This window comes from Pseudomonas sp. 05T35, assembly GCF_056396605.1.
Genome location: NZ_JBFTLU010000144.1, coordinates 1 through 14,536, shown reverse-complemented (window position 1 = coordinate 14,536; position 14,536 = coordinate 1). Strand labels below are relative to the sequence as shown.

The 14,536-nt window shown below is 59.6% G+C and carries 10 protein-coding genes, 1 tRNA gene and 4 pseudogenes; 2 read left to right on the top strand and 13 right to left on the bottom strand.

Annotated features, from left to right (window positions below; translation table 11 throughout):
- From AC1DH9_RS13495 to rnr, 7 genes and pseudogenes are all read right to left on the bottom strand, one after another.
- The coding region (locus AC1DH9_RS13495; RefSeq protein ID WP_477808284.1) for a DnaB-like helicase C-terminal domain-containing protein at positions 1 to 995 on the bottom strand (995 nt) is incomplete at its 3' end.
- A gap of 137 nt (positions 996 to 1,132) precedes the next feature.
- Positions 1,133 to 1,579 carry a 50S ribosomal protein L9 gene (gene rplI, locus AC1DH9_RS13490; protein ID WP_008157007.1) on the bottom strand — a complete coding sequence of 149 codons (447 nt, stop codon included), beginning with the start codon at positions 1,577 to 1,579 and terminating at the stop codon, positions 1,133 to 1,135.
- A gap of 19 nt (positions 1,580 to 1,598) precedes the next feature.
- A complete protein-coding gene (locus AC1DH9_RS13485; RefSeq protein ID WP_054595363.1) occupies positions 1,599 to 2,492 on the bottom strand; it encodes a YybS family protein in 894 nt (297 codons plus the stop codon).
- 36 nt (positions 2,493 to 2,528) lie between these two features.
- Complete coding sequence (gene rpsR / locus AC1DH9_RS13480) at positions 2,529 to 2,759, bottom strand: 30S ribosomal protein S18 (protein ID WP_002551829.1); 231 nt, start codon at positions 2,757 to 2,759, stop codon at positions 2,529 to 2,531.
- A gap of 28 nt (positions 2,760 to 2,787) precedes the next feature.
- A complete protein-coding gene (gene rpsF, locus AC1DH9_RS13475) occupies positions 2,788 to 3,210 on the bottom strand; it encodes a 30S ribosomal protein S6 (protein ID WP_007939579.1) in 423 nt (140 codons plus the stop codon).
- Between the two features lie 256 nt (positions 3,211 to 3,466).
- Positions 3,467 to 4,070: pseudogene (locus AC1DH9_RS13470) on the bottom strand (TrmH family RNA methyltransferase).
- A complete protein-coding gene (gene rnr / locus AC1DH9_RS13465) occupies positions 4,067 to 6,697 on the bottom strand; it encodes a ribonuclease R (RefSeq protein ID WP_429539045.1) in 2,631 nt (876 codons plus the stop codon). Before rnr ends, AC1DH9_RS13470 begins: the two are co-directional and overlap by 4 nt.
- Before the next feature lie 225 nt (positions 6,698 to 6,922).
- On the opposite strand from rnr, the gene AC1DH9_RS13460 reads away from it, so the two are divergent.
- Positions 6,923 to 7,009: transfer RNA gene (locus AC1DH9_RS13460), tRNA-Leu, on the top strand.
- Positions 7,010 to 7,144: 135 nt separating this feature from the next.
- Positions 7,145 to 7,267, top strand: a pseudogene (locus AC1DH9_RS13455) (hypothetical protein); the annotation flags it as partial.
- 120 nt (positions 7,268 to 7,387) lie between these two features.
- On the opposite strand, the gene AC1DH9_RS13450 reads toward AC1DH9_RS13455, so the two are convergent.
- The 6 genes and pseudogenes from AC1DH9_RS13450 to AC1DH9_RS13425 all read right to left on the bottom strand — a co-directional run.
- The gene (locus AC1DH9_RS13450; protein ID WP_427544560.1) at positions 7,388 to 9,322 is read right to left on the bottom strand and encodes a methyl-accepting chemotaxis protein; all 1,935 of its coding nucleotides are present in this window, start codon (positions 9,320 to 9,322) and stop codon (positions 7,388 to 7,390) included.
- 138 nt (positions 9,323 to 9,460) lie between these two features.
- The gene (locus AC1DH9_RS13445; RefSeq protein ID WP_123423781.1) at positions 9,461 to 10,753 is read right to left on the bottom strand and encodes an adenylosuccinate synthase; all 1,293 of its coding nucleotides are present in this window, start codon (positions 10,751 to 10,753) and stop codon (positions 9,461 to 9,463) included.
- 54 nt (positions 10,754 to 10,807) lie between these two features.
- Positions 10,808 to 11,995, bottom strand: a complete 1,188-nt coding sequence (locus AC1DH9_RS13440; RefSeq protein ID WP_427547400.1) for an ATP phosphoribosyltransferase regulatory subunit — start codon at positions 11,993 to 11,995, stop codon at positions 10,808 to 10,810.
- A 317-nt stretch (positions 11,996 to 12,312) separates the two neighbouring features.
- A pseudogene (hflC, locus tag AC1DH9_RS13435) lies at positions 12,313 to 12,975 on the bottom strand (protease modulator HflC); the annotation flags it as partial.
- Positions 12,923 to 14,059 (bottom strand): FtsH protease activity modulator HflK, encoded by a 1,137-nt coding sequence (gene hflK, locus AC1DH9_RS13430; protein WP_477808283.1) that lies wholly within the window; start codon positions 14,057 to 14,059, stop codon positions 12,923 to 12,925. The pseudogene hflC and the gene hflK, both read right to left, overlap by 53 nt.
- A gap of 96 nt (positions 14,060 to 14,155) precedes the next feature.
- Positions 14,156 to 14,536: pseudogene (locus AC1DH9_RS13425) on the bottom strand (GTPase HflX); the annotation flags it as partial.

Sequence of the window (14,536 nt, the reverse complement as noted above, 5' to 3'; positions counted from 1 at the left end):
ATCATGATCAGACCGATCTCACCGTGTTCGCGCACCAGACGACGGGTCCGCGCACGCATTTCCGACGGGCTGATGCCGGCGGTATCGTCGATGAACAGCTTGCGATCGTTGAGCAGGTTGACCGCCGAGGTCAGGCGCGGCCAATCGTCGTCTTCCAGGCGACCGGCCCGGACCTTGGTCTGGTCGATCCGGCCCAGCGACGACAACATACGCATGATCAGCGATTCGCCTGGCATCTCGAGCGAGTAAACCAGTACGGCCTTCTCGCTACGCAACACGGCGTTCTCCACCAGGTTCATCGCAAAGGTGGTTTTACCCATCGATGGACGGCCGGCGACGATGATCAGGTCAGACGGTTGCAGGCCGCTGGTCTTCTCGTCGAGGTCAGTGTAACCGGTCGACAGGCCGGTGATGGCGTTGTCGGTGTTGAACAAGGTATCGATGCGGTCGATGGCCTTGGTCAACAGGTCATTGACGCTCACCGGGCCGCCGGTTTTCGGTCGGGCCTCGGCGATCTGGAAGATCTGCCGTTCGGCCTCATCAAGAATTTCGGCAGCGGTGCGGCCTTCCGGGTTGAAGGCGCTGTCGGCGATTTCGGTGCTGATACCGATCAACTGGCGCAGGGTCGCCCGCTCACGAACGATCGCGGCATAGGCCTTGATGTTGGCGACCGATGGCGTGTTTTTCGCCAGCTCACCCAGGTATCCAAGACCGCCGACTTGCGAGGTCTGACCTTCCTTGTCCAATTGCTCGGCCAGGGTCACGACGTCGATCGGCATGTTCTGATCGGCCAGCTTGGCGATCGCACGGAAGATCAGGCGGTGGTCATGTCGATAGAAATCACCGTCCGAGACCTGATCAAGCACGCGCTCCCAGGCGTTGTTGTCCAGCATCAGACCACCGAGCACGGCCTGTTCGGCCTCGATGGAATGCGGCGGCACTTTCAGCGCGGCGGTTTGCAGATCGTATTGCTCAGGAGCGGAGATATCGTTCATGGCCACTTGGGTTCTTTAGGAAAAGCAGGGGTTGTAAAAAATCAGGAACTGCAGAAAGACAAAGGGCACGACCTGTAAACAGGATCGTGCCCGATGTTACCGGCAAGCACCCAAGGGTGCCAGCCGACAAGTACTTCTTAAGCTGCTACCACGACAACGCGTACGGTGGCTTCAACTTCAGCGTGCAGGTGCACGGCTACGTCGAATTCGCCTACGTTGCGGATGGTGCCGTTCGGCAGACGAACTTCGCTTTTTGCAACTTCAACGCCAGAGGCGGTCAGTGCATCAGCGATGTCGTGGGTGCCGATCGAACCGAACAGCTTGCCTTCGTCACCGGCGGTGGCAGTGATAGTCACTTCCAGCTCAGCCAGTTGGGCAGCGCGGTTTTCAGCCGAAGTTTTACGGTCTGCTGCGGCTTTTTCCAGCTCAGCGCGACGCTCTTCGAACGCAGCCAGGTTGGCAGCGGTCGCAGCGGTCGCTTTGCCGTAAGGCAGCAGGTAGTTACGACCGTAACCAGCCTTAACGTTCACTTTGTCACCCAGGTTGCCCAGGTTGGTGACTTTTTCCAGAAGGATCAGTTGCATGTGAAAATCCTCTTAACTTTTAACCTTCACCGTTCGCRCTATCGACGTCTTTCGGCGTCAAACGACCGCGAAAATCAATCAGGCTGTCGACAATGGCCAGGACCACCAGCAACGGATAGATCAGCTGCATAAACAGCAACAGCGTTACGTACAACCCCACCAGCCAAAACCTGGCCAGTCGCTTTTCAGCCACCAGCCCATGTATCAGGGCCAGCCCGGCGAACACCAGCGGTACGCTGCACAACGGCGTCAACATGGCCAGCTGGGAACCGAAGTTCGGCCCCAGAAGCATGCACGCCAGCAGCAACATCGCCGGCCCCAGCGGGATTCGGATGGCGCGAAACTCGCGACCAAAACCACCGGGGTTGTACAACAACGCCTGCCAGTAGCGCCCGACAATCAGGCTCAGCACACTGACGATTTGCAACAAGGCCGCTATCAGGCCGGTCAGGACCGGGGCAATCAGGGCGGCGAGACGCGCTCGCTCCTCTACCGACAATTGCTGGTAGAGGTCACCGAGGGCCAGCGGCAGGATCTTTACCAGTTCCTGCGACAGCATCTCGATCTGAGGGCGGTACGCCGCACCCAGCACCACTGAAAACACCAATCCCATCGCTATGCTGACCAGCAGCACGCGGTTCCAGGACTCACTTGCGCGCAAAACCAACGCAAGGCCCGAAGACCCCAGCAACACCATGAGTGCGCGTGGATCATCGGAATACAGCCACCAGATCAATGCCGGCAGTATTCCCAGAGCAAGAACGCCCAGGGCGTCCTTCAATCCGCGCCGCAGCAGCACAAGGCTCCCGGCGGCAGCACCCAACCAGTACAACAACGGCAATGCCGCGCATCCAGCCACTACGAGAGTGGCCTGCATACGACCGCGCATGATGAACTCAGCTATGGCGCGCATGCATTCAATCCTTTGCTACGTGTCGACTGCCCGGTCTCAGCGGCCGTGGCTGTCGGTGTAGGCCAGCAGGGCCAGGAAGCGGGCGCGCTTGATAGCGGTGGCCAGCTGACGCTGATAACGTGCTTTGGTACCGGTGATGCGGCTTGGAACGATTTTGCCGGTCTCGGATACGTAAGCTTTCAGAGTGTTGAGATCTTTGTAATCGATCTCTTTCACGTCTTCAGCGGTGAAGCGGCAGAATTTACGACGACGGAAGAAACGTGCCATGTAATAGGCTCCTCAAAAGGTCCGTGGATTACTCGTCAGCGTTATCGCTGTTGTCGCTGTCATCACTGTCAACGCCTTCAGCGTCGGAGTGCTCAGGACGGTCGCGACGCTCACGGCGCTCACTGCGGTTTTCTTCAGCCTTGAGCATCTCGGATTGGCCGGTAACGGCTTCTTCGCGACGGATGACCAGGTTACGGATCACTGCATCGTTGTAGCGGAAGTTGTCTTCCAGCTCGGCCAGGGCCTTGCCAGTGCACTCAACGTTCAGCATCACGTAGTGAGCCTTGTGAACATTGTTGATTGCGTAGGCCAGTTGACGACGGCCCCAATCTTCCAGACGGTGGATTTTGCCGCCGTCTTCTTCGATCAGCTTGGTGTAACGCTCAACCATGCCGCCGACTTGCTCGCTTTGATCCGGGTGGACCAAAAAGATGATTTCGTAATGACGCATGAATGCTCCTTACGGGTTGTAGCCTGCCGCTCAAAAGCGGTCAGACAAGGAGTGAATGACACTTATGGACTTGCCGGCGATGGACACATGCGTGCCTGCCGTCACAGCAAGGGGCGCAATTGTAGAGAAGGGACAGAAGCGGCGCAAGGCAATTGGTGATTATTTGAACAGTTCGTTCACACCCACCATTTTTGCTTCGCCGCAAAACACTGTGGGAGCGGGCTTGCTCGCTCCCACATTTTAGATCTGCAGCAGATCAGGACTTCTTGGCGGTCGCGGCGGCTTTGACGCCGCGCTGGCGCAAGGCTTCGAACAGGCACACCCCGGTAGCCACGGAAACGTTGAGGCTGCTGACGCTGCCCGCCATCGGCAAACGCACCAGATAGTCGCAAAGATCACGCGTCAGGCGGCGCATCCCGCTGCCTTCCGCGCCCATGATCAGGATGGTCGGGCCGGTCAGGTCCTGCTGATACAGATCCTGTTCAGCCTCCCCCGCCGTACCGACAACCCACAAGCCACGCTGCTTGAGCTTTTCCAGGGTGCGCGCCAGGTTGGTCACGGCCACCAACGGAATCACTTCCGCAGCACCACAGGCGACTTTACGCACAGTCGGAGCCCCAAACCTGGCTCGGACTCACTTCCGCCACCACGCCCTGGTGCACACCTTCAACCCAGGCATCCAGCTCACGACGCTCGGCCTGACCGACCGCAACGCGGTTTTCACTGGCCAGCTCGATCAGCGTCTGAACGCGCGGATCACTGCGGCCTTCGGCCAGCCAGATCTGCTTGACGCGTTTCGGGTGGTGACGCAGCAACGCTTCTACGGCATGCACGCCATAGATTTTTTCCAACTGACTCATGACTTGGCCTTAGGTTTACGCGCCCCGCCGCTTTTGGCTGGAGCCGAGCCCGCTTTTGGCGGGCCTTTACGGTGTTTACTTGGTTTGGCTGGTTTGCCGCCGGAGGCCTTTTCAGGCGCCGACCGCCCGGTCTTTCCCCCAGACGCCGCTTTACCGCCGCTCTTCGCTTCGGCCAGCAACGCCTGTTTCATTTCACGACTTCTGCGTACTTCGGCGTTTTTCGCTGCGGCATCGCTCGGGCGATAGGCCTCGACGACCTTTTCCTTCGCCGGACCACGACGACCGGTTTTGGCCGGTGCCGGCTCAGCAGCAGTCTTGGCGGCAGGCGCCGAGGTTTCTGCACCACGCTTCTTGCGGCCAATCGGCGCGCTGATGGTTTTTTCAGCCATCTCGAAGTCGATCTTGCGCTCGTCCAGGTCAACCCGCATCACGCGCACTTCGACGGTATCGCCGAGGCGGAAGCTGCGGCCGGTACGCTCACCGGCCAGGCGGTGATGCACAGGGTCGAAGTGGTAGTAGTCGCCCGGCAAAGCGGTCACATGGACCAGACCTTCGACGTAGATATCAGTCAGCTCGACGAACAGGCCAAAACCGGTCACCGCGGTGATCACACCCGGGAACGACTCGCCCACGCGATCTTTCATGAATTCGCACTTGAGCCAATTCACCACGTCGCGGGTCGCTTCGTCGGCACGGCGCTCGCTCATCGAGCACTGCTCGCCAAGCTGCTCCAGTGCCGCTTCGTCGTACGGATAGATGCGCGCTTTCGGAATAGTCATCGCCCCGGCACGACGCACGTGTGGCGTGTCTTGCTTGGAGTGGATGACACTGCGAATCGCCCGGTGCGTGAGCAAGTCCGGGTAACGGCGAATCGGCGAGGTGAAGTGGGTATAGGCTTCGTAATTCAGGCCGAAGTGGCCCTGGTTATCGGCGCTGTACACCGCCTGGCTCAACGAGCGCAGCATGACGGTCTGGATMAGGTGGAAATCCGGGCGATCCTTGATCCCGGCCAGCAACGCCTGGTAATCCTTCGGCGTCGGGCCGTCCTTGCCTTTGTGCAGGGACAGGCCCAGCTCGCCGAGGAAGGCGCGGAGTTTTTCCAGACGCTCCGGTGGCGGACCATCGTGAACCCGGTACAGCGCAGGAATTTCGTGTTTTTTCAGGAACTCGGCGGTGGCCACGTTGGCCGCCAGCATGCATTCCTCGATCAGCTTGTGCGCGTCGTTGCGTACGGTCGGACGGATTTCGGCAATCTTGCGCTCGGAACCGAAGATGATTCGGGTTTCCTGCGTTTCGAAATCGATCGCACCACGCACGTGACGAGCCGCCAGCAACACCTTGTACAGCGAGTAGAGCTGCTTGAGATGCGGCACCACGTCGGTGTATTCGCCACGAAGCTGACGAGCTTCGGTGGTTTTCGGTTGCTCCAGCATCGCGCTGACCTTGTTGTAGGTCAGGCGGGCGTGGGAGTGAATTACTGCTTCATAGAAGCAGTAGTCGGTCATCTCACCGGTTTTGGAGATGGTCATCTCGCAAACCATGGCCAGGCGATCGACATGCGGGTTCAGCGAGCACAGGCCGTTGGACAGTTGCTCAGGCAGCATCGGCACTACGCGCTCGGGGAAGTACACCGAGTTGCCGCGCACCTGGGACTCGGCATCCAGCGCCGAACCGATCTTCACGTAGCTGGAAACGTCGGCAATCGCCACGTACAACTTCCAGCCGCCGGAGAACAGCCGCAGCTTGCCCGGTTTCGCTTCGCAGTAGACCGCGTCATCGAAGTCGCGGGCATCTTCGCCGTCGATGGTGACGAACGGCAGGTGACGCAGGTCGATGCGCTTCTCTTTGTCTTTCTCTTCGACTTCCGGCTTGAGCTTGGCGGCTTCCTTGAGCACCGCTTCCGGCCAGACGTGAGGAATGTCGTAGGTCCGCAGGGCAATATCGATTTCCATGCCCGGCGCCATGTAGTTGCCGACCACTTCCACCACGTCGCCTTGCGGCTGGAAGCGCGGGGTCGGCCAGTGCGTGATCTTCACTTCAACGAATTGGCCGATCTTGGCGTTGGCGTTACGACCCGGGGTGACCAGCACTTCCTGCTGGATCTTCGGGTTGTCGGCCACCACAAAGCCGATGCCGCCTTCTTCGAAGTAACGACCGACGATGCTCTCGTGAGCACGCGAGACCACTTCGACGATCACGCCTTCGCGGCGACCACGACGGTCCAGACCGGAAACCCGTGCCAGCGCACGGTCGCCGTCGAACACCAGGCGCATCTGCGCCGGGCTCATGAACAGGTCATCACTGCCATCGTCCGGGATCAGGAAGCCGAAGCCGTCACGGTGACCGCTGATGCGGCCCAGGATCAGGTCGAGCTTGTCTACCGGCGCGTAAGTGCCGCGACGGGTATAGATCAGTTGAGCATCGCGCTCCATGGCGCGCAGGCGGCGGCGCAGGGCTTCGATCTGGTCTTCTGTGGTCAGACCAAACTCTTCGACCAGTTGCTCGCGGTTAGCAGGCGAACCCCGATCAGCAAGGTGCTGAAGGATCAGTTCGCGGCTAGGAATAGGGTTTTCATATTTTTCCGCTTCACGAGCGGCCTCGGGATCGAGGGACTGCCAATCGGCCATTAGAGAGTTTTCACCTTGTCTATATGCGGGTTAGTTTGGCATAGGCGTAATGAAACGGGAAATTTCAGGCTCCTGGAGACCCTAAAAGTCCCTTCCTCCGCCTGGAAAGACAGCATTAAGCACCGCTCGTAAAATTTTCCAGGTTTTTTTGAGTTCAGGGGTTTACAGTTAAAAGGGCGCTCCGTATAGTGCGCGCCATCGACGACGCAGACGCATCTCGATACTGCCCAGATGGTGAAATTGGTAGACACGCCAGCTTCAGGTGCTGGTGACCGCAAGGTCGTGGAAGTTCGAGTCTTCTTCTGGGCACCAATTCAAAGTTCAAGGTCAACGATCTTGAATCTCACAAAAACCCGCGAAAGCGGGTTTTTGCGTTTCTGACGTTCGGAAATCTCATGAATATACCGACACAGCCTCTGTAGCTGATAGCGACGCTATTCGTAGACCACAGAGGTGCGGGCGCACACCGAAAATGTTGAATGTGCGGCGGCGCCTTATGCGGCACTGCTGATTCTGGTGTCGGGGTTGCCGGTCTATCTGTTAACAACCCGAATGTATTTGAGCCGCTGACATCGCCTTCGCGAGCAAGCCCGCTCCCACACTGATCTTCAGCGAACACATAATGTGTGAGCAACAGAGATCAAATGTGGGAGCGAGCCTGCTCGCGATGGCGGTATCCCTTGCAACAAATCAGGCCCGGAATTGCCCCAGGCTCGCCTTCAGCTGCGCCGCCAGGCTGTCGAGCACCTTGCCGCAGGCGGTGGTTTCCACCACCGCCTGCGCCGCACGTTCGGCCTGAGCATGAATGGTCTCGACCCGACCACGCACCGCGTGCGCGCCTTTGGCCTGATGGGCCGCCGCCTGAGTCGCCAGACCGATGGCCGCGTGCACCTGCTCGACAGAAACCTGCACCGACTGCTGCAAACGCGCACTGTCGCGCAATACCAGCAAACCTTCGCTGGCTTGACGCCCCGCTTGCCCAATCGCCGCTACGGCCTCGCGAGCGCCTTGCTGCAACGCCCCGATGTGCGCCTGAATGTCGCCAGTCGAGCTTTGAGTCTTGCTCGCCAGCGCCCGCACTTCATCGGCCACCACCGCAAAACCACGCCCGGTCTCACCGGCCCGCGCCGCTTCGATCGCCGCGTTCAGCGCCAGCAAGTTGGTCTGCTCGGCGATCCCGTGAATCACTTCCAGCACCACCTCAATCTGCTCGCTCTGCTGCGCCAGACGCTCGATGACTTTAGCCCCGGTATCAACCTGTCCTGCCAACGCCTCGATGAGGCTGCCGACCTGCGCCGAGGTACGGGTGTTTTCATCCGTCGCCTGGCGAATATCCACCACCTGCTGCAACGCCGCCTGCATCGCATGGCTTTCGGCCTGCGCCTCGTCAGCCATTTGCGACAAGGCACGCAAGCTCTCCGCCACTTCATCGCGCTGGGATTTCGCCGCCGCATCGGCACCGGCATTACGCTTGCTCATGGCACCGATTTCCACGCCGGTGCGCTGGGCCACGTCACCCGCTTCGCGAACGATCGGCTGCAACTTATCCACAAAGCGGTTGACCGCCGACGCCATGTCGCCGATTTCATCTTTGCTATTGATCTGCACGCGCTTGGTCAGGTCGCCATCACCCGCGGCCAGATCCTCCATTGCCGCAATCAGCAGCTTCAGACGATTGACCACCCGCCGCCCAAGCACAACCGCCAGTAGCAGCAAGACACCGCAGCCGACCAGCGCCAGCGCCATGCCGATCCGCCAGCGCAAGGTCGCCGCCGCCTCCTGAACGGTGTGGGTGGTATTGGCTTTCATTTCGGTAGCCGTGGACTGCGCCGACTGCAAACGCGAGCGCATGGCCGTGGCGCTATCGGCAGCAGCGCCCTTGAGGCTGTCGCCGACCAACTGATCACTGCTGGCGATCAGCGCCGAGAAGCGCTTGTCGAGGGCGACCAGGTCAGTTTCCACCGACGCCGTGGAGACCCCCATCAGCACCTTGCCGATTTCCACGCCATTGGGGTTGATCGAGGCTTCAAGGTAGTAGACCGAAGGATCGTGTTTCGCCGCATCCAGCACTTTATCCAGCGCCCGCTCACCCTGGCCTTTTTCCAAAAGGGCCTGGTTGATCGGGTTTTCCCGGTTCAGGTAGCGGGTCAGGTGCTGGCCGGTGGCGTCGTCATACACTACGAACAGTACGTTCGGATTGCGCTGCGCACGACGGGCGAATTCGGACAGCGTTGGAACGTCGCTGTCCCACATCGCACGGGGTGCGACCGACGCCAGGAGCTGAGCCATGTCATTGGCCGAGTCCTTCAGGTCCTTTTCCAGCGCCGCACGCAGTTGCGCCTGCTCGTCCTTGAGTCGCGAGGACAAACCGGCGGTCAGGCGCTGACGGGTACTGGTGGAGAGGTTATCAAGACTTGAGGTGACTTCACGCCCGGCCTGTTCGAGTTCACCAGAGAGTTTCTGGCTATCGACGCCGAGACGATTGCCCAAATCGGCTTCCAATGCAGTCACGGTGCTCCGGGTCAGTGCGACAGCCACCAACACTTGCACCAACAGGGCGATACCGAGGGTAACGAACACAGGCCGCAACAAACGGCTTTGTAACAGTGAGAGAACGGCCGACACAGGAAATCCCTCTACTTGCACGCCATTAAATTGATGGCACTCTGGAAGAGAGATTCACAGCAAAGGTCATGCCGCTCAACAGACATAAACGACAAAGGGCCCGATTAAGGGCCCTTTGTGTGTTACATCAACGACTTATTAAGCGAACGGGTGACGCAGAACGATGGTCTCGTTGCGGTCCGGGCCCGTCGAAATAATGTCGATCGGCGCACCGACCAACTCTTCGACGCGCTTGATGTAGTTGCGAGCAGCCTGAGGCAGCTCTTCCAGGGTCTTGGCGCCAAGGGTCGACTCGGTCCAGCCCGGCATTTGTTCGTACACTGGCTCCAGACCGATGTAGCTGTCGGCGTCGGTTGGTGCGTCGATCACTGCGCCTTCCTGGTTCTTGTAGCCCACGCAGATGTTGATGGTCTCAAGACCGTCCAGTACGTCCAGCTTGGTCAGGCACAGGCCCGAGATGCTGTTGACGTCGATGGCGCGGCGCAGGATAACGGCGTCAAACCAGCCGCAACGACGGGCACGGCCGGTGGTCGCACCGAACTCGTGGCCACGTTTGGCCAGGAATGCACCAACATCGTCGAACAGCTCGGTCGGAAACGGACCCGAGCCAACGCGAGTGGTGTAAGCCTTGGTGATGCCGAGGATGTAATCCAGGTACATCGGGCCAAAACCCGAACCGGTCGCGATGCCGCCAGCGGTGGTGTTGGAACTGGTGACGTACGGGTAGGTACCGTGGTCGATGTCCAGCAGGGAGCCTTGGGCGCCTTCGAACATGATGTCTTTGCCGTCGCGACGCAGGTTATGCAGCTCGGCGGTGACGTCGAGCATCATCGGCTTCAGCAGCTCGGCGTATTCCATGCACTCGTCCAGGGTTTTCTGGAAGTCGATGGCCGGCTCTTTGTAGTAATTGACCAGTACGAAGTTGTGGTAGTCCAGCAACTCGCCCAGCTTGGCAGCGAAACGCTCGCGGTGGAACAGGTCACCGATGCGCAGGCCACGACGTGCAACCTTGTCTTCGTAGGCTGGGCCGATGCCACGACCGGTGGTGCCGATCTTCAGCTCGCCACGGGCCTTTTCACGAGCCTGGTCCAGCGCTACGTGATAAGACAGGATCAGCGGGCAGGATGGGCTGATGCGCAGGCGCTCGCGCACCGGTACGCCCTTCTCTTCCAGCTTGATGATCTCGCGCAGCAGGGCGTCAGGTGCAACCACCACGCCGTTGCCGATCAGGCACTGCACGCCATCGCGCAGCACGCCCGACGGGATCAGGTGCAAGACGGTTTTTTCGCCGTCGATCACCAGCGTGTGGCCAGCGTTGTGGCCACCTTGGTAGCGCACTACGGCGGCAGCATGTTCGGTCAGCAGATCAACGATCTTGCCTTTGCCCTCATCACCCCATTGGGTGCCCAGGACTACGACATTCTTACCCATAACACTTGTCCTCATTCGCGCAAACTTGGTGCCGGCAGCCGCCGGCAGGAAAACTCAAGAAGCCAGCGGCAATACTTGCCAAAGCCCGTTCTGCTGAATCAATTGCCGGTCGCAGTCCGCATCACGGGCGGCGGCCAATGGTTGCCCAGGCAATGCCTGAACGACACGCTGACCCTCACTGCGCAACTGGCAAACCTGCTGCCAGAGTGCTGCATCCGTACTGTCAGGCATCCAGATACCGCCAGTCGGTAGCTCGATTTCAGCACGCCCCAGGGTCACCAGGGTTTTCAAATCGGTAGAGAAGCCAGTCGCCGGACGGGCACGACCGAAGTCGGCGCCGATGTCGTCGTAACGACCGCCCTGAGCAATGGACTGGCCAACACCCGGTACGAATACCGCGAACACCACACCGGTGTGGTAGTGATAACCGCGCAACTCGCCCAGATCGAAGTACAGCGCAAGATCCGGGAAACGCACGGACAAACGCTCGGCAATCGCCAGCAAGTCGTCCAGTGCTGCCAAAACAGGCGCCGGCGCACTGGCCAGGCGTTCGCGAGCGGCAGCCAGCACTTCACGGCCGCCGCACAGATCAACCAGTGCCCGCAGCATGCCGGACACATCGGCAGGCAGGCCTTCGGTCAAGGTAATGACCTCATCGATAGCCTTGCGTTGCAGGGCATCGAACAATTGTTGCTCGACCTCACCGGACAAACCGGCAGCACGCGCCAGGCCACGGTAGATGCCGACATGACCAAGGTCCATGTGCACATCCGGCACATCGGCCAGTTGCAGCATGGCCAGCATCAGGCTGATGACTTCCACGTCGCTGCTCGGACTGGCATCACCGTACAACTCGGCGCCCAGCTGGATCGGGCTACGCGAGGTCGACAAGGCTCGCGGCTGCGCATGCAGCACGCTACCGGCGTAGCACAGACGGCTCGGGCCTTCGTGACGCAAGGTGTGCGCATCGATGCGCGCCACTTGCGGCGTAATGTCGGCACGGAAACCCATCTGCCGGCCCGACTGCGGGTCGATGACCTTGAAGGTCCGCAGATCGAGGTCCTGGCCTGCGCCAGTCAGCAGGGATTCCAGGTACTCGATATGCGGGGTCACGACAAACTCGTAACCCCAGCTCTGGAACAGATCCAACACCTGACGACGCGCAACTTCAATGCGCGCCGCCTCTGGTGGCAGTACTTCTTCGATGCCATCTGGCAGCAGCCAGCGGTCTACCGTTGCCATTACGCCATTCCCCTATGATCCGGGCCGCCAACCCTCGGGCCGGCCTTGAGTGAAGCAGAAAATGTCTGAACCATACGCATAAGTCGCGCGCATGAACAACGCGGCGATCGGCCTGGAATCGGCCTCGCCAAACACTTTCCTCGAAAAACCTGTCGAGTTGTTCAACCCGAGTCTTGCAATAAAAAACCGCAATCAAACGTGCAGACGCAAAAAAGCCGGGAATTTCCCGGCTGCCGCATCATACACACGTTTTCTCAAAGGATCACCCCGCGAGAGGTTTTAGCCGCCCGGCGGGGGTCCTCAAGATCAGTGTCGGATCAAGGCTTGGCTTTTTCCAGGTAACGGAAGAAGTCGCTGCTTGGGTCCAGAACCATGACGTCGGATTTGTTCGCGAAGCTTTCACGGTAGGCACGCAGGCTACGGTAGAAACCGTAGAACTCCTGATCCTGGCCGTAGGCCTTGGAGTAGATCGCTGCGGCCTGGGCATCACCGTCACCGCGAACCTCTTCAGACTCACGATAGGCTTCAGCCAGCAGTACGCGGCGTTGACGATCGGCGTCGGCACGGATGCCTTCGGCGAGCTCGTTACCCTTGGCACGGTGCTCGCGCGCTTCACGCTCACGCTCGGTGCTCATGCGTTCGAACACGCTGCGGTTCACTTCCTTCGGCAGATCGATGGCCTTGACCCGAACATCGACCACTTCGATGCCCAGCTCTTTTTCMGCCATCTTGTTCAGCGAAGCCGTGATATCCGCCATCAGTGCGTCACGCTCACCGGAAACCACTTCGTGCAGGGTGCGCTTGCCAAACTGGTCACGCAGGCCCGATTCCAGGCGACGCGAAAGGCGCTCGTCTGCAATTTGCTTGAGGCCGGAAGTCGCGGTGTAGAAACGCTCGGCATCCTTGACGCGCCACTTGGCATAGGCATCAACCATGACGGCTTTCTTTTCCAGCGTCAGGAAACGCTGTGTCGGTGCATCCGGTTACCGGCGCTGCACCACTACGACCACTGTCGATCATCTTGTCCAGCGGCAAGTACAGCAGATTGTTCTGGCCATTCTTGTTGCCGGTCACGAGAACCTTGCTGGTACTGCTGAAGACTTCCTGCATCGTGTCCAGGTACAGACGCTGACGAGTGACTTCTGGCGCCTTGCGGTACTCGGCGACCAGTTTGGTAAAGCGATCCGCTTCACCCTTGGCGCGCGATACCGTTTCGTCGCGATAACCGTTGGCATCTTCAATGATGCGCTGGGCCTGACCACGGGCTTCCGGCACAACGCCGTTGGCGTAGGTTTCAGCCTGGTTGCGCGAACGCTGCTCATCTTCACGAGCGCGGATCACGTCATCGAAGGCTTCCTGGACTTCACGCGGTGCCGCTGCGCTCTGAACGTTGACCTGAGTGACGGTGATGCCGGTGCGATAGGTATCGAGGAAGCGTTGCAGACGCTCCTTGATTTCGCTGGCCATCAATTCACGGCCTTCAGTCAGCACCTGGTCCATGGCGGTGGAACCCACCACATGGCGCAAGGCACTCTCCGTCGCGTGTTGCAGGCTGATTTCCGGCTGATCGACGTTCAGCACGAAGTCCTGCAGATTGGTGATCTTGTACTGCACGGTCAGTGGCACTTCGACGATGTTCTCGTCTTCAGTGAGCATTTGACCCTGCTTGGTGTAGGCACGCTCACGCGTGACGTTTTCCATGTACTTGCGATCGATCGGCGGGAAGTAGATGTTCAGGCCCGGCCCGACGGTTTCGTAGTACTTGCCGAAGCGCAGCACCACGGCTTGCTCCTGTTCGTCGACGACATAAACCGCGCTGTACAGCCAGACGACCGCCAGCACGACAAGGCCGATGCCGAGCAGGCCGTAACCGCCGCCCTTGCCCGAACCACCGCCATCATCACCGCGTTTCTTGCTACCACCGAACAACCCATTCAGGCTTTCCTGCAGCTTTCGGAAGGCCTCGTCGAGATCTGGTGGCCCCTTGCGGTCGCCATTATTGCGGCGTTTACCACCCCAAGGATCCTGATTATTCGAGTTGCCACCCGGCTCATTCCAAGCCATAGCGCTCTCCATCTGATAAAGCAAAGACGCACCCACGGCGCGCCGACCAATGCTACAGAATGCCTGCCACAGCGGCACAACCGCTTTTTCAGGCTTTTATTGCAAAGTGTGTTGCTCGATGAATTCCAACGGCTGCATTCCCTCGCGGCTCACCAGTCGATTGAGCTCGACTCGCGGCAAACGAACGGCCAGCAAACAGATGCCTTCTTCGTCGTGTTCTTCTTTCTGTACGGCGCCGAGCGCAAAGAACTGCGCACGCAGTCGAGCAAAACGCTGCGGCAAGCGCAAGGTGCCGACGAACAAATCGTTGCCGAGCAATTCCGCAATCGCCTGCTTGAGCAGATCCAGACCCTGACCGTCACGCGCCGACAACCAGACCCGCTGTGGCTTGCCATCGGCATCACGCTGGATCTGAGGCTCTACGCCCTCGAGCAAATCGAGTTTGTTATAGACCTCAAGGATCGGCAAGTCTTGTGC